At 66.4% G+C, this 25,161-nt stretch carries 18 protein-coding genes; 8 read left to right on the forward strand and 10 right to left on the reverse strand.

Annotated elements, in window-relative coordinates; translation table 11 throughout:
* Position 1: 1 nt before the first annotated feature.
* The 5 genes from Q8T13_11020 to Q8T13_11040 form a co-directional block, all read right to left on the reverse strand.
* Positions 2 to 10,774: an SDR family NAD(P)-dependent oxidoreductase gene (locus Q8T13_11020; protein MDP3718285.1), complete on the reverse strand. Its 10,773-nt coding sequence runs from the start codon at positions 10,772 to 10,774 to the stop codon at positions 2 to 4.
* Positions 10,775 to 10,957: 183 nt separating this feature from the next.
* Positions 10,958 to 11,776: a phosphatase PAP2 family protein gene (locus Q8T13_11025; protein MDP3718286.1), complete on the reverse strand. Its 819-nt coding sequence runs from the start codon at positions 11,774 to 11,776 to the stop codon at positions 10,958 to 10,960.
* Positions 11,777 to 12,090: 314 nt separating this feature from the next.
* On the reverse strand, positions 12,091 to 12,945 hold the full coding sequence (locus Q8T13_11030) for a DUF481 domain-containing protein (protein ID MDP3718287.1): 855 nt from the start codon (positions 12,943 to 12,945) through the stop codon (positions 12,091 to 12,093).
* 101 nt (positions 12,946 to 13,046) lie between these two features.
* Positions 13,047 to 13,499 carry a DUF697 domain-containing protein gene (locus Q8T13_11035; protein MDP3718288.1) on the reverse strand — a complete coding sequence of 151 codons (453 nt, stop codon included), beginning with the start codon at positions 13,497 to 13,499 and terminating at the stop codon, positions 13,047 to 13,049.
* Between the two features lie 262 nt (positions 13,500 to 13,761).
* Entirely contained in the window at positions 13,762 to 14,544 is a 783-nt protein-coding gene (locus tag Q8T13_11040; GenBank protein ID MDP3718289.1) for an alpha/beta hydrolase-fold protein, read from the reverse strand.
* A gap of 33 nt (positions 14,545 to 14,577) precedes the next feature.
* On the opposite strand from Q8T13_11040, the gene Q8T13_11045 reads away from it, so the two are divergent.
* The 5 genes from Q8T13_11045 (at position 14,578) to Q8T13_11065 (ending at position 19,913) form a co-directional block, all read left to right on the forward strand.
* Entirely contained in the window at positions 14,578 to 15,288 is a 711-nt protein-coding gene (locus Q8T13_11045; protein MDP3718290.1) for an alpha/beta hydrolase-fold protein, read from the forward strand.
* A gap of 226 nt (positions 15,289 to 15,514) precedes the next feature.
* Positions 15,515 to 16,456 carry a hypothetical protein gene (locus Q8T13_11050; GenBank protein ID MDP3718291.1) on the forward strand — a complete coding sequence of 314 codons (942 nt, stop codon included), beginning with the start codon at positions 15,515 to 15,517 and terminating at the stop codon, positions 16,454 to 16,456.
* Between the two features lie 71 nt (positions 16,457 to 16,527).
* Complete coding sequence (locus tag Q8T13_11055; protein ID MDP3718292.1) at positions 16,528 to 17,631, forward strand: carboxylate-amine ligase; 1,104 nt, start codon at positions 16,528 to 16,530, stop codon at positions 17,629 to 17,631.
* Positions 17,632 to 17,692: 61 nt separating this feature from the next.
* The gene (locus Q8T13_11060; GenBank protein MDP3718293.1) at positions 17,693 to 18,889 is read left to right on the forward strand and encodes a hypothetical protein; all 1,197 of its coding nucleotides are present in this window, start codon (positions 17,693 to 17,695) and stop codon (positions 18,887 to 18,889) included.
* Position 18,890: 1 nt separating this feature from the next.
* The gene (locus tag Q8T13_11065; protein ID MDP3718294.1) at positions 18,891 to 19,913 is read left to right on the forward strand and encodes a HAMP domain-containing sensor histidine kinase; all 1,023 of its coding nucleotides are present in this window, start codon (positions 18,891 to 18,893) and stop codon (positions 19,911 to 19,913) included.
* Here the strand turns inward: Q8T13_11065 and Q8T13_11070 are convergent.
* The 3 genes from Q8T13_11070 to modA are packed head-to-tail and all read right to left on the reverse strand — an operon-like array spanning position 19,873 to position 22,011.
* Entirely contained in the window at positions 19,873 to 20,559 is a 687-nt protein-coding gene (locus Q8T13_11070; protein ID MDP3718295.1) for an ATP-binding cassette domain-containing protein, read from the reverse strand. The two genes, Q8T13_11065 and Q8T13_11070, sit on opposite strands and share 41 nt — an antisense overlap.
* Positions 20,556 to 21,218 carry a molybdate ABC transporter permease subunit gene (modB, locus tag Q8T13_11075; protein MDP3718296.1) on the reverse strand — a complete coding sequence of 221 codons (663 nt, stop codon included), beginning with the start codon at positions 21,216 to 21,218 and terminating at the stop codon, positions 20,556 to 20,558. The genes Q8T13_11070 and modB overlap by 4 nt, the downstream gene beginning before the upstream one ends.
* Entirely contained in the window at positions 21,208 to 22,011 is an 804-nt protein-coding gene (modA, locus tag Q8T13_11080; GenBank protein MDP3718297.1) for a molybdate ABC transporter substrate-binding protein, read from the reverse strand. The genes modB and modA overlap by 11 nt, the downstream gene beginning before the upstream one ends.
* Before the next feature lie 98 nt (positions 22,012 to 22,109).
* Here modA and Q8T13_11085 point away from each other — a divergent pair, with 98 nt between their 5' ends.
* The 3 genes from Q8T13_11085 to Q8T13_11095 all read left to right on the forward strand — a co-directional run bounded on the left by Q8T13_11085 (position 22,110) and on the right by Q8T13_11095 (position 23,282).
* The gene (locus Q8T13_11085; GenBank protein MDP3718298.1) at positions 22,110 to 22,541 is read left to right on the forward strand and encodes a TOBE domain-containing protein; all 432 of its coding nucleotides are present in this window, start codon (positions 22,110 to 22,112) and stop codon (positions 22,539 to 22,541) included.
* 74 nt (positions 22,542 to 22,615) lie between these two features.
* Positions 22,616 to 22,843: a hypothetical protein gene (locus tag Q8T13_11090; GenBank protein MDP3718299.1), complete on the forward strand. Its 228-nt coding sequence runs from the start codon at positions 22,616 to 22,618 to the stop codon at positions 22,841 to 22,843.
* Entirely contained in the window at positions 22,812 to 23,282 is a 471-nt protein-coding gene (locus tag Q8T13_11095; protein ID MDP3718300.1) for a hypothetical protein, read from the forward strand. Before Q8T13_11090 ends, Q8T13_11095 begins: the two co-directional genes overlap by 32 nt.
* A gap of 25 nt (positions 23,283 to 23,307) precedes the next feature.
* Here Q8T13_11095 and Q8T13_11100 read toward each other — a convergent pair whose 3' ends face one another.
* Complete coding sequence (locus Q8T13_11100; GenBank protein ID MDP3718301.1) at positions 23,308 to 24,018, reverse strand: ribonuclease activity regulator RraA; 711 nt, start codon at positions 24,016 to 24,018, stop codon at positions 23,308 to 23,310.
* Positions 24,019 to 24,061: 43 nt separating this feature from the next.
* Positions 24,062 to 25,084, reverse strand: a complete 1,023-nt coding sequence (locus Q8T13_11105; protein ID MDP3718302.1) for an aminotransferase class I/II-fold pyridoxal phosphate-dependent enzyme — start codon at positions 25,082 to 25,084, stop codon at positions 24,062 to 24,064.
* Positions 25,085 to 25,161 lie beyond the last annotated feature (77 nt).

The following is a 25,161-nucleotide window of genomic DNA, read 5'->3' on the forward strand; positions in this document are numbered from 1 at the left end:
GTCAATCGTTCGACCGGTTCAACGTGTCCTTGAGCGACGCCATCCGGTCGGCCAGCAGACTGTCCAGCTCTGAACGCGACCGGGCTCCGACCAGAGGACGCTCAGGGGCGGACCCCACTGTCCCCGGCGTCGCGTCCGACTCGCGGACCAGGCCGGTCGCCAGGAAGTCCGTGAGGGTTTCGAGGCTGGGATAGTGAAACGCCAGCGCCGCCGGCAGCGATTCGCGCAAGCCGGTCTGCAGGCGATTGCGCAGGTCCAGCGTCGACAACGAGTCCATGCCGAGCGACGAGAATCCGGCGCGACGATCGGTCAGTTCGCGCGTCTCGACACCGAGCACCGCCGCGACACTCTCTCGGACAAACGACTCGAGCATGGCCCGGCGGCGGCCGGCCGGCGCGGCGTTCAGTCGATCGCGGAACGTGCGCTGTTCGAACCGATCGGCCGCGGCCGGCGCCAGCGACCGGAACAAGGGCAGCCGCCTGAACACTTCCGCCAGCCTCGACACCTCGATTGGCGAGACGCTGACCTGGGCATGGTTCGACCGCATCAGGCTGTCGAGATGCGCGAACGCCTCGTCATTGGTGAGCGCGCCAAACCCCTCGAGGTGCCAGCCGCCGACGGCCTCAACGCCCGCAGCCAGACCCACGTCCGCCCAGCGTCCCCAGTTGATGCTCAGTGCCGGCAGATTCCGTTCGCGGCGATACCAGGCCAGGCCGTCGAGAAACGCATTGGCCGCGGCATAGTTGGCCTGGCCCGGCGAGCCGGTGACCGAGGCCAGCGAGCTGTACAACACGAAAAAGTCGAGGGCCAGATTCTGCGTGTGCACGTGGAGATTCCACGCGCCACGCGTCTTCGGTGCCAGCACCCGAGAGAACTGATCGGCCTGCTGGTTGATCAGAATCCCGTCCTCGAGCAGACCGGCGGCGTGGATCACGCCCTTGAGCGGCGCGATCTCGGCGTTGATGCGAGCGATGAGCGCGGCCACCTGGGCTTCGTCCGTCACGTCGAGCTGGACGACCACGACGCGCGCACCGCGTTGCTTCAGCGTTTCCAGGGCCAGCTCGGACGATGCCGGCAGGGCTCGCCGGCCGGCCAGCACAATCGTGCCAGCGCCGCGCGCCGCGAGCCACCCGGCAGTCTCGAGGCCGAGCGCCCCGAGTCCGCCGGTGATCAAGTAGGCGGCATCGCCGCGAACCACCGCGCGATCGTGCCCGGAACCCGCCGGCAGCGGCATCAGCCGCGCGACATGCCGCTGGCCGCCCCGATAGGCGACCCGGTCCTCACCGCCGCCGGGCGACGGACTCGCGGCCAACAGGACATCGTCAACCACGCCGGCCAGATCGTCTCGCCACGATCGCGGATCGACATCGACGAGCACCGGACGCCACTCGGAATGTTCGAGCGCAATCACAGTGGCCATTCCCCACAGCGCGGTCCTGGCCGGGTCCACCGCCACCGGCGAGTCGCCGATCGGCTGGGCGCCGCATGTGACCACGCACAGCGACGGCCCATTGACGACGTCGAATTGCGCCGCCGCCTGCACAAAGTTCAGCAGCCGCCGGCAATCGCGTTCCGCGGCATCGGGCGCGCCGGTCGCATCGCCACTGCCGCCCGAGAGAGACAGGTAGACCACGCCATCGAGCCGGTCGGGCGCGGCGACCACGGCGGTCAGCATGCGCCGGACGTCCTCAGGCTGATCCAGGTTGAGCGTAAGCCGATCGTCGGCCGGGCGGTCAAAGGCTGGCGCGTGCACGCCGACCGTGGACAGCGCACCGCGGGTGCGAAGCTGCTCGACGACGCGAGCCGCCGCCTCCTCTGAATCCGACACGATGAGATAGCGGCGAATCTCATCCGATACCGCCACCGTCGGTGGCGACGCATCGCGGGTCCAGCTGACCCGGTAGCGGCCGGCGGCGGCCGTCACGGGCCGGATGGCTTCGCGGCGGGCCGGCCGCAACGTCAGCCCGGTGATGCGCGCGAGCAGCGCGCCGCGGTCGTCGAACATCTCGATGTCAACTTGACCCAGGCTCGAGCCGCTGCGTTCGTGCCGTCGCACGTGGCAGATGGCACGACGGCACTGCGACGATCGGATCTCACAGCGATCGAACGACAGCGGCAAGTGCACTCCGCCGTCTGGCAGCGAGGCGACCGCGGTTTGCAGCGCGCCGTCCAGCAGGATCGGATGGATGCCGTATCCCGGCTGGTCGGCCAGATGCTCCGGGACCACGATCGCGGACGAGGTCGTGCCCGGTCCGCGATGCAACCACTCGAGCGACAAAAAGGCCGGACCGAAGGCCGCGCCCCACTCCTGGCACTGCTGATACCACGCGCGTCCGGACACGGCATCGGCAGGACGGTCCAGAGAGACGGGTCCCGCTGATGATGGCGGCGACGTTCGCGCCGAGATCTCACCGGCGAAGTGAAGCTGCCACGTGTCATCGCCGGTCGCATCGTCGAGTGCCATCAGGCGGAAGGCGGCCGAGTCGCCGACGCGCGGCTCGACCACCAGCTGCACCGTACGGCGCCCCGTGGGCGGCAGCACCAGCGCTTGATGAATGGCGCTGTTGTCGATCGAGATCGCGCTCGTCTTGAAATGCCCGATGGCGGCGGCCCGCACCATTTCGAGCATGGCCGCGGCCGGGGTGACGACGGTGTCGAACACGCGATGGTCGCCGAGCCACGCGGGCGTGTCGGTGCCCAGCTCGGATTCATAAAGCGTCACGGCCGATCGAATCTTGCGACCGAGCAGCGGATGCGTGGTCGCCTGTGACGTACGCGCTACCGGCGGCGGGATCTCCGCTGCCACCTGTGGCGCCGGCGCGTTCATCCAGCATTGACGCCGCTGGAAGGGATAGGTCGGCAGCCTCAGGCGCCGCCGTTCGTAGTCGTGATCGAAGGCGTGCCAGTCCACGTCGCAGCCGAGCATGTACAGCTCAGCGACGCTGGCCAGCAGGCCGTCCCAGTCGGAGTGGTTGCGGCGGCAGCTCTGCAGCCATCGGGCGTCGGCGCCGGTCCAGGTCTCGCGCGCCAGCCGCAGCAACGCCGGGTGAGGACCAACCTCCAGGAATACCGAATGCCCCTGCCGTTCGAGGTGCGTGATGCCGGCCATGAACGCCACCGGCTCGCGCGCGTGCCGGCGCCAATACCCGGGCGTGGTGATCTCGTCGCCGGCCGGCAGGCCGTCGCGATTGGCAATGACCGGAATCCGCGGAGGCGAAAACGTGACGGTGGCGGCGCGCGCCTCGAAGGCGTCGAGCATCGGCTCCACCAGCGGCGAATGGAACGCGTGCGAGGTCGTCAGCCTCTGCCACGTCACACCGGCCTTGTCGAGCTGCGCCAACAGCTGGTCGAGCGCGAGGCGCGAGCCGGAAACCACCGTGTTGGCCGGTGCGTTGACCGCCGCGACGCTGAGGTCGTTTGGGTGGGCCGCGAGAAACTGGTCGAGGGCGCCCGCCCCGGCGTGGATCATCGCCATCGCACCGTCATTCGGCAGTTGCTGCATGAGCCGCCCGCGCTCGGCCACCAACCGCAGTGCGTCCTCCAGGCTGAAGACGCCGGCGACGCACGCGGCCACATACTCGCCAACGCTGTGCCCGAGACAGGCGTCTGGACGAATGCCCCACGACTGCCACAACTCAGCAAGGGCGTATTCGATGGCAAACAGCGCCGGCTGCGTGTGGGCAGTCTCGTCAATCCGGCTCGCGCCGCCTGCGCTCTCGGCGGCATACAGCAGATCCAGCAGCGGCACATCGAGGATGTCGCGCAGAATTTCCTGGCAGCGCTCGAGGGTGCGGCGGAAGGTCGGCTGGGTCTCGAACAGCTCGCGGCACATGCCGGCGTACTGAGCGCCCTGTCCAGTGAACAGGAACACCACCCGCGGTCTGGCCCCGGCAACCGCCGGCACCGGCGCGCGGCCGGCCTGCTGTTGGCGCCGCTGCTCGGCCAGCGCGGCGCGCAGGTCGCTCGTGGTGGCGCCGGTCACGGCGATTCGATAATCGAAATGATGGCGACCGGCGTTGGCCGTGAAGCAGAGATCGCCGATCACGGCGTCAGGATGGGTGTCGAGATGGTCGATGTAGCGCGACACTTGCTGCCACAGTGCCGCCTCGGTCTTGCCCGACACCGTGAGCACATGCGCGCGGCGTTCCACCGCGTTGGTCGCGGCCAGTCGCGGTGGCGCCTCTTCGAGAATGACGTGCGCGTTGGTGCCGCCGATGCCCAACGAGTTGACGCCGGCGAGGCGCGTGCCCGTGGCGACCGTCCAGTCGGTCAGGCTGGTATTCACGTAGAACGGAGTGCTGGCGAAATCGATGGCCGGATTCGGCCGCTCGTAATGCAGCGAGGCGGGGATCTTCGCATGGTGCAGCGCCAGGGCTGTCTTGATGAACCCGGCGGCGCCCGACACGATTTGCAGGTGACCGACGTTGGTCTTTACTGAGCCGACGGCACACGAATGCGGCCGCAGCTCGGCGCCGCGAAACGCCTGCGTCAGCCCGGCAATTTCGATCGGGTCGCCGAGCTCCGTGGCCGTGCCGTGCGCCTCGACATAGGTAATCGATTCGGCCGCGACCTCGGCCACCGCCAGTGCTTCGGCGGCCACCGACGCCTGGCCATCGCCGCTCGGCGACATGTAGCCCACCTTGGTGCCGCCGTCGTTGTTGACCGCGGTGCCCTTGATGACCGCGTAGATGTGATCGCCGTCGGCCACCGCGTCGGCGGCGCGCTTCAGGGCGACAATGCCGACGCCGCTGCCGAAAATGGTGCCCTGTGCCTTGGCATCGAAGGCGCGGCAGTGCCCGTCCGGCGAGACGATCATGCCGTCCTGGTACAGGTGCCCCGCGGCTTGCGGCACCTTGATCGACGCCCCGCCGGCCAGGCAGATGTCACATTCACCGTCGAGCAGGCTGCGGACGGCGAGATGAATGGCAACCAGGGTGGTGGAACACGCCGTCTGCACGTTGACCGCCGGACCGCGCAGGTTCAAGCGATAGGCGGCCTGGGTCGGCAGGTAGTCCTTGTCGCTGCCGATCATCAATTGAAAGCCGCCCATCGAGTCGAGCGTCGTCACGCCGAGGTCGTCGCGGCTGTCGAGCGTGCCGCGATTGGGCAAGACCTGGTTCAGCAGGTAGGTGTTCATGCTGGCGCCGGCATACACGCCAATCGGGCCGGGATAGGTCAGCGGGTCGTAGCCGGCGTCCTCCAGTACCTCCCACGCGCACTCGAGGAACACGCGCTGTTGCGGGTCCATCAGCACGGCTTCGCGGGTGCTCATGCCGAAGAAGTCGGGATCGAAGCCCGCGACGTCCGACAGGATCGAACTCGCCTTGACGTAGTTGGGGTCGCGTGCCGAACGCGAATCGATGCCCGAGCGCGCCACCTCTTCGTCGCTGAAGAACGTGATCGACTCGACGCCGCCCGCGAGGTTGTTCCAGAAGGTGTCGAGGTCGTCGGCGCCGGGAAACCGGCACGACATGCCGATCACTGCCACGTCGGTGTCGGCGGTCGACATCGACCGCCGTGACCGGCGCCGTGCGGCCTGGTCGCGGCCCTGGGCCGCCGCCGGCGACCCCGCCGCGTGGCCGTCATCGAGAAATTGCGCCAGGCTCGCGACCGTCGGGTACTTGAACAACTCGACCAGCGTGAACGGAGTGGTGAACTCGTCCCTCAGCCGCTCGTGCATCTGCACCAGCAACAGCGAATGGCCCCCCAGTTCGAAGAAGTTGCTGAACAGGCCGACCTGGCCGACCTCGAGCACGTCCTGCCAGATGGCGGCAATCTTCTGTTCGGTCGCAGTCGCCGGCGCGACGTCGGCCTCGCGGCCGGCAGCGCCGCGGCCGGGCACCGGAAGCAGCTGGCGGTCGATCGCGCCGTCTGCGCCGACCGGCATTTCCGGCAACCTCCGGTACAGATCGCGGCGGTAACCGTCGAGGTACAACCCATTGGGCTCGCGGCCGAACAGCCGGTCGTACAGCGGCGTGCCGCGGTAGGCGCCCTCGTGATGCAGCGAGTCGTGCGTAAACGCCAGCTGCTCGCCGGACGCCCGAATCAGGCGGCCACGGACGCGGAAGTCGGGATTGAGCCGGTTCTCGCACAATCGGCGCTCGATGCTGGCGACAATGCGGTCGCCGGCCGTCACCTCGACACCAGGATCGAACACCGGCAGGAATACCGGCAACCAGCAGTATTCGTACTGCAGGGTATTGATGACCTCGCCGTCGATGGTGTGCAGATTGAGCCAGACGAGAAACCCATCGAGGCGGGCGTCGCGATCGATCACGAGCTCGATGTCGTGTGACTCTTCGAGCGGGATTGGCCGATTGAAGTCGAGGTCCTCGAAGGTCGCGATGCTGGAGACGAGCCGCGTCTCGTCGACGTTCTTGACACACAATCGGACATCGAACGGCCGGCCGATTTCGTCGAAGATCTTCGGCACGTACGAGCCGGGGACATCGTTGAAGCCGGGATTGCGCAACACCGCGGCCGGCAACGTCGCCGCGGCGATGGTGGTGACGCTTCGCGCCGGGATCATGATGCCGCCGGGCTTGAGGAACCGGCGCGCATCGTTGATCAGGACGGCGGCACCTTCGCAACCGCCAATGGGGCCGACAATCTCGGAGACACAGACGTCGGCGAGCTCCGGCAGCTCGACCTGCGCCGCGTCGCCATGAATCAGCTCAATCGTGTCCTGCAGTCCGAGCTTCGCGACGAGCGCGGTGGCATCGCGAAACGCCTCGTCACCGATCTCGATCGCATACACCTTCCGCGCGCCGGCGTCGACGCAGAACCGGGCGAGGATGGCTTCCTTGCCGGTGCCGATCTCGACGACGACCTTGTCCTTGACCGACCGCTCGATCGCGACCTTGTAGCTGTGATTGCGGCGTTCATCATGCGCAAGCACGTGATACAGCAGGTCGTCGTAGACGAAGTACTCCGCAACCGAGGGCCACAACTCGACCTGCGCCCGGCGCACCGACTCGGGCTCCTGGAGCTGCTGGAACCTCGCCAGGCTGGCGCTCCCGTGGTGGTCGCGGACGGTGAGTCCGGCCAGGGCGTCCACGTCGACTAGCGAAGGCGCGCTGAAACACACCACCGGCTGCAGCAGCGGCATCGGCCGGGTGGCCATTCTCGATCGAACCCTGGGATGCTGCGCATCGAGGCCGATCACGTAGGAATCCGGGCCACATTGCAGTCCCGCCAGCAAGCTGAACAGGCCCTGCCGGATCGACACGGGCTGAAAACCGGACGCGCGGGCCAGCTGCGAGGAATCGCCGGCGGCGCTCTCGGCCTGATGGCTCCACAGCGACCAGGCAAAGGTGTAACACGGCTGCCCGGTGTGGACCCGAAGGTCGTCGGTCATCGCTGTGACTTCGGCGGCCGCCGCCGAAGTCGCGCCCGCGGTGGCGCCGCCAAAGAAGCCCGCGGCCGAGGTGAAGGAGATGAACAACGACGAGGGACGGTTGCGGGCCACCTCACACAGGTGCCGGCAGCTGTCGACCTCGCGAGCAAGCTCGCGCCCGAGGTCGTCCGCCGCCTCGTCCAGCAGGGCGCGCTCGCGATGCAGGCCGGACACGTGGATGATGCCGTCAAGCACGCCGCCGCTGCGCAGCTCGAAGCCGGCGATGCATTGCGGCAACTCGGCCGGCTCTCGATACTGTTCGACGGTGACGCCGGAAGGGACGCTGCTCACGGGCACCTGGTTGCTTCGTGGATCGCCGAGCAACAGCACCTGGGCGCCGTGGCGCGTGGCGAGGTACCGCGCCACCTCGGGACCGACGCCATCGAGGCCGCCGTGAATGACATATCGGCCGCCGTTCGTGAATGGAACCGATCCGCCCAGGCCGTCGATTTGCACCTGCTCGAGGCGCGGCACGAAACGCCCACCGGCGCGCAGGGCGACTTCCTTGTCGGCCGGAGGGAGGCTGAGCTCGTCCGCCACCAGGGCAGCCGTCGACTCGTTGTCAGGAGCATCGACATGGCGGCACACCAGCCATGGGTGCTCGGCGGCAATCGTCTTCACGAGACCGGCGATCGCCGCGCGTCCGGCGACAAAGGCATCGCCGGTCGCGAGCACGCGGGCGCCCGACGTGAGCACGTCCAGTTGGATGATTTCGCCGGGCGCTTTCAACTCTGCCAGCGCGCCGATCAGCGCCAGAAATTCCGTGCTGGCGGCGCTGTCATCGCCACCGCCATGATTCCAGCAGTGAACGATCCGATCGGGAAAGGCCTGCAGGCCGCGTAACCGGGTCAACAGCTGTCGATAGCAGTCGACGTCGGCCGGCGGTAGCGAATAGCGTCCCGGCGACGTTGCACTGAAGGTGTCGGCGCGCTCGACGCGAACCACGGCCGTGCCGGTTGTCGCCATTGCCGCCCCGGCCAACTCGCCGGCGTGGGACCCGCCGGCAAAGAGCAGGGTGTTGGCAAACGCGGGACGGCCGTCGGCCGCCGGCGACTGCTTCGGCCGCCAGGTGGCACGGAAGAACCAGTTCGGCATCGTGTGCTCGTTGGCCATCAGCACGTCGACGCGACGAAGGACGCCGGCAAATTCGTCACGCTCGAACCGCGCGGCCAACTGCGACCGCAGGAGCTTCCCGATTGGCGACTTCGGAATGTCTTCCCTGCTCACCGGCAGCAGGAAATCGGGCTTCAAACCGAGCCGTCGCGCCAGCGTCGCGCGGATTTGGCCAATCAGCTCACGGACGTCGGCATCATCAGTGGCGGGAGTATGAAAGAAGATCGCGACGGCTTCGGCGGCCGCCGGGCTCGGCCGCACCGCGCACGCCGCGCAGAAACTGACGCTGACGCCGGGCACCTCTTCGACCGCGGCCTCGATCTCGCTGTTGTAGAAGTTTGCGCCGTTGACGATCAGGCTTTCCTTGGCACGGCCGGTGATGACGAGTTCGCCGCCAGACAGGAAAGCAAGGTCGCCGCTGTCGAACCAGCCATCGTCCCGAAACACGGCCCGGGTCGCGGCATCGTCCCTGAAGTACCCCGCCGAGACCGCGTCACCGGCAATGTAGAGCTGGCCGATTCGCTGTTCGGGTAACGTGTCGCCGTTCGCGTCGACGATCTTGATCGTGACACCGGGAATCGGCGGTCCCAGGCTGACGAACGGTATGGCGTCCGGGTGGCCGGGCTCGCGCATCACCAGCCCGCCAGACAGCGAATGACGGTCAACGTTGAAGATTCGGCCGGGGATGTCGGCGGTGGGCTGGAAGTACGTGATGCCGGATCCGGTTTCCGCCATCCCGAACGCCGGCCGGATCACGGTCGGCGTCAATCCGTGAGGCGCCAGCAGTTCCCGGAATCTGTCGACGATACTAAGCGAGACGGATTCGCCGGCCGAGAGCAGGGTCGTCAGGCACGACAAGTCCCAGGTCCGATCGTGGGGCTTCTCCAGCGCGCGGTTGACCAGGGAGTACGCAAAATTCGGCGACCAGCTGTGGGTGGCGCGAAAGCGATCGATCAGGTCGAGCCATCGCAGCGGTTTGGCCAGGACGTACTCTTTGGGCGCATACACGAGCGTGCTGCCGGTTGCGACGCAGCGCAGGTGCCAGTCAGAGATGCTGCCGATGTGATCCAGCGGCAGCCAGTTGACCACGACGTCGTCGGAGCCCCAGCCGCACAGCTGGTCGACGCCGGCGGCGCGTTGCAGCACCGAATGGTGGGTGAGCATTACCGACTTGGGCGTGCCGGTGCTTCCGGACGTGAGGCTGAAGAACGCGACGTCGTGAGGCTGAGCGGCGTGGTGCCGATGGTCGGGTTGATGGCGGCGCAGCGACTCGAGCGTGATCAGCCTGGCCGGATCGAGATCGCGTTCCAGTGCGGACGCCGCCTGGCCGGCGGGCACGATCAGCCACGGTCGCCCGATCGCCTCCCACACGCGGCACAGCTGCTGGAACTCGCGGTCGGAGCTGAGGTACGCCTTCGGCACGGCGGCAATGACCGGCACGAAACCGCCGAGGACACATCCCCAGAAGGCCTCGAGAATGTCGTCGTTGCCAACCAATTGCAGGATGACCTTGTCGCCGGGCAAGAGCCCGTGGTCGCGCAGCCCGCCCAGAACCCGCTCGGCGCGCTGTAGCAGGTCCGCGTAACTCAGGGCGCGCGAGCCGGATGCGTCGACGAAGAAGATGCGGTCGCCGGCGACGCGCTGCGCCGTCTGAACCAAGGAGTCGACCAGCGTCGGCGGGACGGCGTAAGCGGGATCGCGCGCGTCACCCGCGCGGAGGGCCAGCGGGAGCGGGCCGCTCCTGGCGGTGGCGGCCGGCTCGTCGAGCCGCCGCATCTGCGTTTGAACGGCCGGCGCCAGCACCGTCTTCCAGTCGGGAAGCACATCCGCCAGGTGCCACCGTTGTTCGGTCGCTTCCCGTGACCCGGCCACGACCGCTGCGCGGCTGACTTCGGGCAGTCGCGACACCGCCGATTCCCACGCCGCCAGCACTGCCTGGCCGACAACTTCAACCTGGTGGAGCGCGTCCCAATCGACCCCGCCCTGATCGGTGAAGGGGATCGTGGATACCGGGATCAGTTCGACGGCGAACGGCACGAGCCTGGTCATCTCGTCCTGAAGCCTGGCGAGCCGATCGAGGTGCAGAGGTCCGCTCGGCACGAGCCACGCTGACAGAACCTGCCCAGCCGACGCGTTGTCGCGTACCGCCACTTCGCAGAGGTCCACGCTGGGATCGCGGAGCAGCGCCGCCCGAACGGCGGCGGCCGCGGTCACGGCTGCCGCGCCCGCATCGGCCTGCGGAAGGTGGAACGGCGGAAGGATCATCGGACGGAAACCCCCAAGTGACGCCAGTGGCTTGCTGGCCACCGGGCGTCGACAGACGTCTGAGAAAGTTGCAGTAGTCGCAGCCCGGGCAAAAAGGCTCGCGTCGCGCTGGTGTTAAATGCGCGCCTTCACGGAGGCGGGCGAAATTACGACTTCACAAACACTACTTCACGGCCCGCGCCGTCAGGAGGCAGTCTGCTGCCCGCTGGCCGGTGCGAGGTACTTGTCGATAATCAGGCGCGAGACCATGACCGCGAACAACGCGAGGCACACGCCGATCGTACCACCCACCAGAACCTGGATGGGTGAATGCTCACGGAGGATCGGCCGCGAATAGCAGATGGCGATGCCCCATGCGAATACCAGGTAGGCAAACCACCATCGTTTGCGTGACAGGTAGCTGAAGGCCATCGCCAGTGCGAACATCGCGTTCATCATGGCGCCGACTGAATGGCCCGACGGGAATCCGTAGTCCGTCATACCCTGCCAGTGGTTGCGAATTCTCGGGTCCATCGCAGTCGCGTTGAACTCAGGCCCAAGGACCTTCTCGAGGTGGGCGCGACGGTCATTGGGGTTGTAGGCGCGCAGCTCGTAGAAGGCGTCAATCGGCATCTGCAGCGACGGGGCGACGGCCGGCTGCGTCGCGAGTTCGACAATCACCGGGCGCGGCTGCCGCGCGAGATCCTTCAGGAGGGACTCCGCGAACATCCAACCTTGCATGGTCCCAAACACCACGACAAAGACGGCGACGAATTCCTTCAGGCGACGGCCCCAGCTGATGCCGGGACGCGCGACCAGGAACAGGATGATGACGGTGGCGGTAAGGGGCGCGACATTGCCGGCGCCACTGAGCGTCAGGTAATAGGCGGCGATCGCGACCGACCCCGTGAGGTCCATCAACGGGGGTCGGTAGGGATTGACGCCGGGCACGACAAACGTCAGGGCGAGCAGCGTCAGCGCGGCGGCAATATAAGGCGCCAGCTGCCGAATCACGACAGACATAGATGAGCTTCCGTGTTTTTGCACCATGGATGAGTTTCTCGGTAACCGGCGGCCGCTGCGGACCGTGTGGTTCGAAGTCGGGCCACGATGAACAGGCGCACGCTAACCGCCCGATTGGATCAAACTCTCATTTTACCGGCAATTACCGGACGGGGCGCGGTCAGGAGCAAGACCGCACCGACCAAGATCGGGGTCAAGAGCAACGAGAACAATAACGTCCCAAAGAATCCCATGGCGCGACGCCTGCCGAAGAACGCTGCGATGAGGCAAAGCACCAGATAGATCGGGATGAGGACGTTCATAGTTCGCTCCGGTCACCTGAACTGGACGGCGATCATGGCCATCGTGTCGGTCGACTGCACTTGCACCACTGGTTGCGCATCGTAACGGATCTTCGCGGCCGGGCCGATCGAGATGTGCGGCGTCAGCTGATAACTGAGGCTGACGTCCCAATTCACCCGGACATCGTTGTTGTTCTCGAGATCGTAAAACAACTCGAGGTTGTGCGAGAGCAGGCCTTTCCTGGCGACTGGTGTCGCGAAGATGTTCCGCAGGTAGATCACCGGGCTTTGCTGATCCACCTCGCCGTTTTCGTTCTCCAAGTCTTCCCATTCGTACCCGATGGCGGCCGACAGGCCGAGCGAGCGCCCGTCGCCCGGCGTGAAGTAACGAGTCAGACCTTGGAGAACTGTCCGGCGGTGGAGCACATGCTTCGGTTCATCCTTCTCCCAGATCGCGGCCGTGACCAGATCCCACGACCTGGCGATGTTGACCATGACCATGTCTGAGACCTTGGCCGTTGTCTGCTTGAAGTTGCCGTCTTGAGATCGCGATTCCTGGAGGACGAAGGACACGCCGACCTGGTTGGTGACCAGGCCCTTTCGCTGCGCAGAGAGAGTGTCAAGCGTGTATTCAAAGCCCGAGATCGAACCGGTCTGGTTCGCGAACGACCCTTGTCCTTCGATGTGGAACAGCCATCCGGGAGGCTGTGGGGTCACTTCGCGTGCATGCTTGAGCCACCACTGGCCGTAGCCGGGCGGCTTGGCGGCGGAATCGGCGGGGGCCCCGGCAGGCTGCCCTTGAGCCGGCGGCGGCGCCGGTTGCTGCGCCGACAGGCCAGCCGACATGGCGGCACAAAGCGCGAGTGCAGACAGAACTCGTCGGGCCACGAGGCGATCGAACCTTCTCTTCATTAATTAACTTCGCTGACGGTACAGAAGACGGGCCCGCATCGCATTGTGCGACGCGGGCCCTGCGATTCTCGAATCGGTCAGGCTCGGGCGACAGCCTTGCCCTTTTCGTACTCGCGCGTAAACACGCTCTTGACCTTGGATGCGTCGAAGTCCAGTAGCGTGCCGCCGCCGGCAAAGTGCATGTCGAACACGCGACCCACCGCGTAGGTGGCCGCGCCGCCCGAGACACCCATCGCCAACACTCCGCCGGCCTGGCCGATGACCGGGATGGCCTTCAGCAAGCTTCCGGCAATTGGCGCCAGCTGCCGCGACACGGCCGTGCCGGTCAACGCGCCGAGCGCAGCCTTGCCCTGGTTCTTGCTGAATGGGATCTCGTAGTGCGACGACAAATCCGCAACCATCTTCAGCTGGATGGCGGCGATGGCGGCAAGGTCAACCAGAGGCACCGGAATGAGTCCAGCACCCGCCGCAGCCAGGGTCCACTTGCGAATGATGGGGTCGGTCGCCGATGCGACGCTTTCGGTCGTCATGCTGTCCTCCAGAGAATTCTTATGATCTTGATCGATGGCGGCGGGCGATTGCCCGCGCGGGGTGTGTCCCGCAGGATTCGCTGGACGCTTCGCCGTAACAACCTTTTCGCGGCGAGACATCTCGGATGCATAGTGGAGTGAATAGCCCAGCAATGTCAAGGTTTTGGTGCACTTCCACCTCGACAATAGAGGGACCTACAGCTCTCAAGCCTTGGTCGAGTTTACCTCCAAGTGTGCTGGAGCTCCACAACCTGGTGCTTGATCAGGGCCGCGGCGGATACAGCCACGCGAGCATGGCGCCCGCGCGTGCCGCCCAGGCGGCTTCGCTGTGCGTCGCGCCCTCGAACTCGGCGTAGTGCAAGTCCACGCCTTCGGCGTATCCCGCCCCCACGAGCGCCGCCTTCAATAACCGCGCATCGTCCAGGCCGCGGCGCCCTTCGGCGGTACCCATGTCCACCCACAGCCGCAACGCGGGCCTGGGCCGGGCCTGGCGCACCGTCTTCAGGACCGCGCGCCGGTCCCACCACACCGACGGCGACAGCACGGCCAGGCGGCTGAACACCTCGGGATGCGTGAAGCCCAGATGCAGCGTCACCAGCCCGCCAAGCGACGAGCCCCCAAGGCCGGTATGGGCGGCATCCGGCAGCGTGCGATAGGTGCGATCGATGAGGGGCTTCACTTCTTCGACGATCAGGCGGCCGTACGCGCCGGCCAGCCCGCCGCCGAGCCGCGCATCCTTCGTGGGGGTGTACTCGTGAATCCGCTCGTCACCGGTGTTGTAGATACCGACGATGATCAACGGGTGGAGCTCGCCGGCCGCGATCAGCCCGGCCGCGGTTTCGCCGACCCGCCAGTGCTCGCCCGGCTGAAAGGCGGTCTCGGGATCGAACAGGTTCTGCCCGTCGTGCATATAAAGCACGGGGTAGCGGCGGCCTGGGTCGCCGGCATAGCCGGGGGGCAGCCAGACCAGCAGGTCGCGGTCGTCGGGCAGGAAGGCGGAATGGAACTGCTCGTGCCGTTGGAGCGTGGCGTTCGGAGGGTGCATCGGGCCGCACGATCAGTATAGGCTTCAGGGTGCATGACCCGCGACCACCATAAGTGGTTTTCCCGCTCGCTGAACCGCGACATGGAGCTGCTGATCTTCGGGCACGATGGCCCGCCGGTCATCGTGTTTCCTTCGTCGCAGGGGGCGTTTTTCGAGTACGAGGACCGGGGGATGGTCGGCGCCCTGGCCGACAAGCTGGAGCACGGCCGGCTACGGTTGTTTTGCGTGTCGTCGGTCGACAGCGAAAGCTGGTACTGCAAGAAGATTCACCCGCGCCACCGGGTCGAGCGGCACCTGCACTACGAGGACTACCTCCTGAACGAGGTCGTGCCGCTCGTGCGTCACCTCACCCGCCACGACAACATCGGCGTGACCGGCTGCAGCTTTGGCGCCTATCACGCCATGGCGCTGGCGCTGCGGCACCCGTATACGTTCACGTCGTGCATCACCATGGGCGGCGCCTTCGACATCACCCAGTTTCTCGACGGCTACCACGACGAGGACTGCTACTTCCTCAACCCGCCGGCCTTCCTGCCGGGGCTGTCGGATCCGTACTACCTGGATCAGTTCCGGCGCAACAAGTGGGTGATCGTCACCGGCGACCACGACATCTGCCGGGCCCCCAACGAACAGTTCGCGGCGATCCTGCGCGCCAAGGGCATCCCGCACGCCCTGCACGTGTGGAACGATTCCAAACACGACTGGCCGTACTGGCGCCCGATGGCCGCGGCGTATGTTCCTTGACGGGAGTCGGGAGTCGGGAGTCGGGGGTCGGGGGTCGGGAGACGGGAGTCGGGAGTCGGGAGTCGGGAGTCGGGCCCGCCTCCGCTCGGCTCAAGACGACGAGCTACGGCGAGGTCTCGCCGAAGCGGCCCTTGGCCGCGGAGGCGGAAGTCGGGAGTAAGCTAGTGCCCATGGTCGTCAGATTTCGACTCCCGGTTACCGGTTCCCGACTCCCGGCAGGTCTTTTATGAAGAAGATTGGCATCCTGTTCGGAATGGAGAACACGTTCCCCGCGGCGCTCGTCGAGCGCATCACGGCCATGAACGTGGCCGGCGTGTCGGCGGAGTTCGTGCAGATCGCCGACGTGCGCATGGCCGAGCCCTGCGGCTACGACGTCATTGTCGATCGCATCTCGCACGACATCCCGTACTACCGCTCGTACCTGAAGAACGCGGCGCTTTGTGGCGCGCGGATTATCAACAACCCGTTCTGGTGGAGCGCCGACGACAAGTTCTTCAACTACGCGCTGGCCACCAAGCTCGGGGTCGCCATTCCGCCGACCATCCTGTTGCCGCACAAGGAGCACCCGACCGGCACCACCGAGCGGTCGATGCGCAACCTCAAGTACCCGCTCGACTGGGACGCGATCTTCGACTACGTCGGGTTTCCGGCGTTCCTGAAGCCGTTTGACGGCGGCGGCTGGCGCGACGTCTACAAGATCAACAACCGCGAGGAGTTCTTCGCGGCCTACGACCAGACCAGAACCCTGTGCATGACGCTGCAGCGCGGCGTTGACTTCAAGGAGTACTTCCGCTGTTACGTGGTCGGTCAGGAACACGTCCGCATCATGCCCTACGACCCGCGGCTGCCCTTCCACGAGCGCTACGTGAAGAACCCGCCGGAGTACCCGAAGGCGCTAATCGAGCGGGTCGAGCGCGATGCCCGCACGCTGTGCCGGGCACTCGGCTACGATCTCAACACCGTCGAGTTCGCCGTCGAGGACGGCGTGCCCTACGCCATCGACTTCATGAACCCGGCGCCCGATGCGGATCTGCACTCGGTGGGCCAGGCCAACTTCGACTGGATTGTGAACGCGGTGGCCGACCTGGCCGTGAAGCAGGCCGCCGAACCCGCACCCCCGGCGAGCTACCGGTGGGATGCACTCCTGAAAGGTTCAGGGGGGTTCTGAATGGTTCAGGACTGTTCCTTCCCCGAACCACCCCGAACCTCACGAACCTCCCCGAACCTCCCTGAACCTCTATGAAGCCGTCCTTTTCCATCGGCATCGAAGAGGAATACCAGACCATCGATCCGGTCACCTACGACCTGCGATCGCACATCAACGCCGAGATCATCGCCAAGGGCAAGCGGCAGCTCGACGAGCGGATCAAGGCCGAGATGCACCAGTCGGTGGTCGAAGTCGGCACCGGGGTCTGCCGCAACATGCAGGAGGCGCGCGCCGACATCGTCAACCTGCGGCGCGCCATGGTGAACCTGGCCCGGGACAACGGCCTGCTGCTGTGCGCCGGCGCCACGCATCCGTTCGCCGACTGGCGCGCCCAGGACATCTATCCGGACGAGCGCTACCGCCAGGTCGTTGAAGACATGCAGCTCGTCGCCCGCTCGAACCTGATCTTCGGGCTGCACGTGCACATCGGCATCGAAGACCGCGAGGTGGCCATCCACCTGATGAACCAGGTCCGCTACTTCCTGCCCCATTTGCTGGCGCTCTCGGCCAACTCGCCGTTCTGGATCGGCGACAACACCGGCCTCAAGTCGTATCGCTGCAAGGTGTTCGACAAGTTCCCGCGCACCAACATCCCCGACACCTACACGAGCTGGGCCGACTACGAAAGCTTCGTCAACCTGTTGATCAAGACCAACAGCATGGACAACGCCAAGAAGATCTGGTGGGACGTGCGGCCGCACCCGTTCTTCTCGACCGTCGAAGTGCGCATCTGCGACATCCCCATGCGCGTGGACGAGACGCTGGCGCTCGCCGCCCTGATCCAGGCGACCATGGCCAAGCTCTACAAGCTGCACTCGCGCAACCAGGGTTTCCGCATGTATAGCCGCGCGTTGATCATGGAGAACAAGTGGCGGGCGGCGCGCTACGGGCTCGAGGGCAAGCTGATCGACTTCGGCCAGGAGACCGAGGTCCCGGCCAAGGACCTGATGCTCGAATACCTCGATTTCGTGGACGATGTAGTGGACGAGCTGGGCAGCCGCAACGAGATCGACTACATCAGGACCATGCTCGAACACGGCAACGGCGCCGAACGCCAGCTCGCCGTCTTCGCCGAGACTCAAGATCTCAACAAAGTGGTCGAGTACATGGTCGCCGAGACTCAGGCGGGACTCTAAAAAGGGACCTGCTCCCATTTTAGAGGACTTACGTAAACCGTAAAATGGGAGCAGGTCCCTTTTGATTCCACAGTTACGCCGGTCGTTCAACGAGTCGTGGTCAGAGCGCTCGTACCGCGGCCTCCTCGCTCGGCTCGAAACGCGCACCGTCGCCTCGATCGGCTTTCCGATCAGCGAAACGCCCTGCTTCTTCCCGCGCTCGCTGATGGACGAACTGTCGGCGACCGGCCTCGAGCTGGCCAGCCAGATTCTCGATCGCCCCGACGCCCGCGCCGCCGCGCTCGCCGCGGTGCCCGACCGGTTCAGGGGGCCGAACGCCGAGACGCATCCCACGTTCCTGCAGGTGGACTTCGGCCTGGTGCTCGGGCCATCGGGCGCGATCGAGCCGAAGCTCGTCGAACTCCAGGCGTTCGCTTCGCTGTACGGGTTTCAACTGGCGGTGGCCGAGGCCTATCGCGACGCGTTTGCGCTGGACCCGTCGCTCGGCATGTTCCTGGCGGGCCTGCAGGCGGCGCAGTACCACGACCTCGTCGGCCAGGCGTTGCTGAACGGCCACGATCCGAAACACGTGGTGCTGATGGAGATCGAGCCGCGCAAGCAGAAGACCTGGCCCGACTTCGTCGTCTCCGAGGACATGTGGGGCGTGCGCGCGGTGGACACGTCGGAGATCGAACGCGACGGCCGGCGCCTGTTCTACCAGCGCGATGGCCAGCGGACTCCGATCGCGCGGATCTACAACCGCGTCATCCCCGACGAGCTCGAACGCAAGAACGTGCCGCTGCCGTTCGACTACCGCGACGACCTCGAGGTGGAGTGGGCCGGCCATCCGTCGTGGTACTTCCAGATCAGCAAGTTCTCCATTCCGTGGCTGAAGCACCGCGCGGTCCCCGAGACGACGTTCTTGCACCAGCTCGATCGACTGCCGGCCGACCGGGAGCGCTACCTGCTGAAGCCGCTGTTCTCGTTCGCCGGCGGCGGCATCATCTTCGCGCCAACCGATGCGCAGGTCGCCGCCATTCCCGCTGACGAGCGGGCGAACTACATCCTGCAGGAACGCATCCGGTTCGAGCCCGTGATCGACACGCCCGAGGGCCCGACCCAGGCCGAGATCCGGATCATGTATGTACGATCTGCCAAGGGGTTTCAGCCGGTGCTGCCGTTGATCCGCATGGGGCGCGGCAAGATGATGGGCGTCGATCACAACAAGGGGTTGCGATGGGTGGGCGCCTCGGCCGGGCTGATCGCCGACGGTCAGTAGCGTGAGTTCGTACGGCATCGCCGGGATCTCGGTCGCGGTGACCATTGTCGTGGGCCTGGCGATTCAACAGTTCACGCCCACCAACCCGATTGCGTTCCTGCTGTTCGTGCCGCCGATCCTGGTGACGGCGATGTGGACCGACCTGCGCGCCAGCCTGGTGGCGACGTTGATGGGTGGGTTGGCCGCCGAGTTTTTCTTTCGGTTGCCGTACCTGGCCTTTCCCCGGGCATCGGACGAGGTCGTGCCGCTGTCGCTGTATCTCGTGATCGGCGCCGGCATCTCGGTGCTGGCGCACCGGCTGGCCAAGGCGCGCGCCGATGCGCAGGCGGCCAATCACCTCAAGGACGAGTTCCTCGCCTCGTTGTCACACGAACTGCGAACACCCCTCAACGCATTGCTGGGCTGGATCCAGCTGCTGCGGTCGGGCCAGCTGTCGGAGGTCAAGCGGGCCCGCGCGCTCGATGCGATTGAACGCAGCGCCGAGCTCCAATTCCGCCTGATTGCCGACCTGCTGGACGAGTCGGCGGCCATGACCGGCAAGCTGCGGCTCACCCGAGAGACCGTGGACGTGGCGCCGTTGATCGAGGGGGTCGTGGAGTCGATGCGGGCCGCCGCCGAGGACAAGGGCCTGGAACTTCACGCCACGATCAGCCAGGTCGGCACCAGGAACCTGGACCCCTCGCGGCTGCAGCAGATCGTGGCCAACCTGCTGTCGAACGCCGTCAAGTTCACGCCGTCGGGCGGCCGCGTCGACACCGTCGTCAGCGACGTCGCCGGCGACCTGTGCATTGTCGTGGCCAACACCGGCCCGGGGATCCCGCCCGACTTCCTGCCGTTCGTGTTCGATCGGTTCCGGCAGGCCGATGCCAGCCCGACGCGCGAGCAGGCCGGACTTGGCCTGGGGCTGGCGATCGTGCGCCACCTCGTCGAACTGCATGGCGGCACCGTCGAGGCCAGCAGCACGCCCGGCGAGGGCGCCACGTTCACCGTGCGGCTTCCGGCGAGCGCACCGTCACGTTCGTGACCTGTCCGGCCTCGAGGTGCAGAACGCGATCGGCAATCGCGGTGAGCTCGGCTTCGTCGTGCGTCACGTAGACAAGGGGCACGTGCAGGTCGCGGCGAATGCGCAGCACATACGGCAGGATGCGATCGCGGCGCGCGCGATCGACGCCGGCCAGCGGTTCGTCCAGTAACAGCACCGCCGGCTGCGTCATCAGGGCGCGGGCAATGGCGACCCTCTGTTTTTCGCCTCCCGACAGCTTCTGCACCCGGCGCCTCAGTAACGGCTCCAGATCGAGGATCTCGACGAGTGCCGAGCGCAAGCGTGACTCGTCGTCGCCCGCCAGGTTACGACGGCTGTGGTGGACGCCGTAGTTGATGTTGCCGTCGACGTCGAGGTGGGGAAACAGCAGCGCGTCCTGGGGCACGTAGCCGATCTGGCGATCGCGAGGCGGCAGGTTGATGCCGGCGGACGACGAGAACAGCACGCGATCGCCAACGCGAATCTCTCCGGCATCGGGCGTGCGAATGCCGGCAATGACCTCGAGCAGGGTCGTCTTGCCGCTGCCCGACGGCCCGAACAGGCCGAGCACTTCGACCGACGAGGCGTCGCGAACGCGCAGCTCGAAGGCCTGCTGGCGCAGCGTGACGTCAAGAGTCAGCTGGATCACGGGCCCGCCGCCACGAGCCGGTTGGAGAGATAGATGGCACCAAACGCCAGCAGCGCCGACAGCAGCAACAACCCCCACGCCGCCTCTTCGCGACCGGTCTCGACAAAGGTGTAGATGCCCACCGCCAGCGTTTGGGTCTGCCCGGGAATGGCGCCGGCGACCATGATGGTGGCGCCGAACTCGCCGAGCGCGCGCGAGAAGCCCAGCACCGCGCCGGCGATGATCCCCTTCGAGGCGAGCGGCAGCGTGATGGTCCGCAGAATGCGGAAGCGGCCCGCGCCAAGCGTCGCCGCAAGGTCTTCGTAGCGGCGATCCACCTGCTCGATACCCGAGCGCACGCTGCGGGCGAACAGCGGGAAGCTCACGACCATCATCGCGATCACTACCGCCTTCCACGTGAAGATCACCTCGATGCCCATGGCATCGAGCGCCTGGCCCACGGGGCTGCGGCGGCTGAACAGCCACAACAGCAGCAGGCCCGTCGCCACCGGTGGCAGGACCAAAGGCAACGACACCACCGTTTCGACCAGCGCCTTGCCGCAAAACGTGCCACGCGCCAACAGCCAGCCCGCGGCAACGGCAAAGGGCAGCGTCAGCGCCGTGGCGACAACCGCCATCAGCACCGTGAACTGCGCGATCTGCCAGGTCTCAGCGCTCAATCGTGCGGAATCCTCTCCGCTCAAACACGGCGCGGGCGGCAGGCCCTTGCAGGAATTGCAGGAAGCGGCGGCCGTCGGCTTCATTGGGCCCGGCAATCACCGCCGCCGGCTGCACGATGTTCAGGTACGCGTGCTCCCTGGCCGAGACACGGCCGACCACCCGCACCGCCGCTTCGCGCGCGTCGGTGGCGTAAACAATGCCGGCATCCACCCGGCCCGCTTCGACCGCCGCCAGCACGGCTCGTACGGTTGGGAACGGAATCACCTTCGTCTGCAGCCGCGCCCACGCGCCTTCATGCTCGAGCCAGCGGCGCCCGTAAACACCCGCGGGGACGCTGGCGGTCTCACCCATCGCGAGCCGCGCCACACCGCCCTGGAGCAGCTCGGCGAGACCGGCCGGGGCCGGGCGATCGTTCGGGGCCACGACGGCGAGTTCGTTGGTCACCAGGGGCGTGCGGGTGCCGGCGACGACGCGGCCGGCCGTTTCGACCACGTCCATCTGCACCTCGTCTGCGCTGACGAACACCGCCGCCCGCGCACCCGCGACAATCTGCCGGGCCAGCGTGTTGGAACCGCCGGTGTTGAGGGAAACAGACACGCCCGTCGCCGCACGGTACAAGCCGGCGATCTCGGCGAGCGCCGCATGCAGGCTCACGGCGACTGACACGACCAGGCCGGGGGGCTGTGCGGCAACGGGCGCGCCTCGCGCCACAAGCGACGCGCTGAGGCCGAGAACTGTAATCCCGGCCACCAGCCAGTTCACGAACTTTGTGGTCCGGCTGGATCTCGTCATCGAATAGGTAATTTAGTATGATTTACTACGATTTAGATAACGATTTAGAGTGAGTTTGCGGTGTTGGGAAGAACTGAGAAGACGGTGAGGGATGTGACATGAGCGATCTGCTCACGGTGCGGGCGGCGGCCGATCGGCTGGGGGTCGCGTACTCGACGCTCAAACAGTGGATCTACGACGGCTCGGTCCGCACCACCCGAACCAACGGCGGTCACCATCGCATTGCCGAGTCCGAAGTGCTGCGGTTGCAGATGGCCCCGGCTGGCGGCAAGGCCGTCAGCCGCGCGCCGCGTCGCGCGCCCGCCACGCGCGGTGTGCTGGTCGCGCTCAGCGGCCGCAACCAACTGCGCGGCATTGTCGACGAGGTCCGCAGCGACGGCTTGTTGTCGCAGGTACGGCTGCGCATCGGCGATCAGATCCTGACGGCGGTGATCACGCGCGATGCGGTGAACGAGTTGAAGCTGAAGAAGGGCGACGAGGCCGTCGCTATCATCAAATCCACCGAAGTGATGATCGGCCGGCTGCGGTGATCCCGTTGAGGTGCCTCAACGAAGCGACGCATCTCAGATTGACGCTTCGGGGCATGGGGCGTGACAATGGCCCTATGGATGCGCCAGTGGAGCCCACGCGCAAGAGCGATCAGGAGGTGCTGGCAACGGCCCTCGCGGATGCCGGTGACCTGCTCCGGGAGGTCGCGGCGGCACTTCAGCGCAGTCCGGGGCTCGACCCCGACACCGTCCGCCACACGCTCGCACTCCTTCGCCTGGACCCGCTGACCCGCCTCAATCGAAGCCTGCTCCGTGGCCGAGCTGCCGCCGCTTACCGAACGTGAGCTCCGCTTTGTGCGGGAGCTCGTCAATCAGCAGGTCCGCTTCCTGATTGTCGGTCTCTCAGCCGCGGCGTTGCAGGGCGCGCCGGTCGTCACTCAGGACGTGGACCTGTGGTTTGGCAGTCTTGATGATCCCAAGCTGGCCGCTGTCCTCCGGCAGGTCGGTGGCGCCTACGTCGCGCCCACGCTCCATACGCCACCGATGCTCGCCGGCGAGGGGCTCGAGTTGTTCGATGTCGTGCTCAGCATGAGCGGGCTCAACAGCTTTGATGAAGAGTGGGCCAACGCCATCGACGTCACAGTGGGTGATGTGGTCACGAGGGTACTGCCCCTGGCACGCATTCTAGTGAGCAAGAAGGCTGCTGATCGCCCGAAGGATCGGCTGGTCGTGCCCGTGCTTGAAGAGGTCGTGGCGATACAAGCAGCGCGATCAGGGCAATAGCGCAATAACGGTGAGCTGACCGTGTCTAGGGGTGCCGCTTCGACGCCTCGTAGCGCGCCTGGTTCTCGGCGTTGGCCGGATACAACCCGGGCAGCGCCGCCCCGCCCTTGACCTCGTCCATGATCCAGCCCTCGAGACGTTCCTGCTCGACGGCCAGGGCGACGACCTCTTCGAAGAGCGCGGCCGGGATCACCACCGCACCATCCCCATCGGCCACGATCACATCGCCAGGAAACACCGCGACACCGCCGCAACCGATCGGCTGCTGCCAATCGACAAAGGTCAGGCCGGCCACCGACGGCGGCGCTGCCGTGCCGTTGGCCCAGACCGGCAACCCGGTGGACAACACCCCCGCGAGGTCGCGGACCGCGCCGTCGCTCACGAGCCCGGCCACGCCGCGCACGGCCATGCGCGCGCACAGGATGTCGCCCCAGAAACCAGCGTCCTTGACGCCGTTGGCGTCGATCACCGCAATGCAGCCGGCCGGCATTTCTTCGATCGCGGCGCGCGTGGACTTGGGCGAGCTCCACGACGCGGGTGTGGCGAGATCTTCGCGCGCGGGAATGAAGCGAACCGTGAACGCGCGACCGACGATGCGCGATTGGCCGCTGGTGAGCGGGAACGACCCGCGGATCCAGACGTTGCGAAGGCCCTTCTTGAGCAGGATCGTGGTGAGCGTGGCGGTGGTGACGGTCGCGAGGGCGGCGAAGGCCGCGGAATCGTTGGCAGCGGACATGACATCTTCCTTTTGTGCGTTCACGGGGCGAGACCGGGGTTGTTCATGACGGGACCGCGATGGTCACGCTGTCAAGCGCGCGGCAGAACCGCGCGTTCTCTTCGGGCAGCCGCACCGCCACGCGCAGGCGCGGCAGGGCCGGACGCAGGCGGTACGACGCATCCGCAACGCCGATGTTGTGCTGCGCCAGCAACTCGGTCTTGATCGCACCGGCCATGGTGGGGTCGTGGCCCCTCAGCGACGCCAGCAGGAAGTTGCCACCGCCCGCATGCACGCGGGCCACCACCGGCACCTTGGCAAGAATCTCGGCAAAGGCCGCGCGGTCGGCTTTGGTCGCGGCCAGCGAGCGCTCGAAGTCGGCTCGGTGCGCCAGCATCAGCTCGAGAAAGAACTCGGCCGGCCGGCTCAGATTCCACAGGGGAATCTCATCGTCCAGCACCCGAATGACCTCGGGATTGAGGCAATAGACGTAGCCCAGGCCAAGCCCCGGCACGCCGAAGGCGTTGCCCAGGCTCTTGATGACGATCACGTTCGAGACGGGGTCGGCCTTCAGCCGCTCGACCATCGGCGTCTCATCGCAGAAGTCAGCCAACGACTCGTCGACCACGAACAGGGTATGCGGATGCCGCCGAACGCACTCGTCGACCCACGCCGTGGGCACGACCGTACCGGTGGGACTGTTCGGCGAGGCAATCACCACGACGCCGTCGCCCGGAATGGCGGCGTCGAACGCGGCGAGGTCGAAGCCGGCAAGGGCATCGGCGTACGTCTTCGCGCGCGGGAAGATCCGCGCGTACTCACCGAGCGACGGTTCTGGCCGCAGCACCGGCCTGACGCCCACCAGTCGCTTCAAGATCGGGAAGATCTGCGAGGCGCCCTGCAGCACCTGCACATGCTCCGGCTCGCAGAGCAGGTACCGCGCCAGCGTCCGATTGAGCTCTGCCTGGGTCGATCCGCGCGTCTGCGCCACCGCCGGCAGCGCCCGCCGGATTGCCTCGACCATGGCATCGGTCGGAAAGTGCTGGTTGCGCAGGGAATCGAAGTCGGTGAATTCGGGGCTCGTCATGGGTCCTGGAGAGGCTCTGGAAACTGTATCAGAGCCGGTCTTTTGACATTTCGCCGGCGCGACTGGTCATAATCTGT

The organism is Acidobacteriota bacterium (assembly GCA_030697165.1).
Taxonomy (GTDB): Bacteria; Acidobacteriota; Vicinamibacteria; order Vicinamibacterales; family UBA2999; genus 12-FULL-67-14b.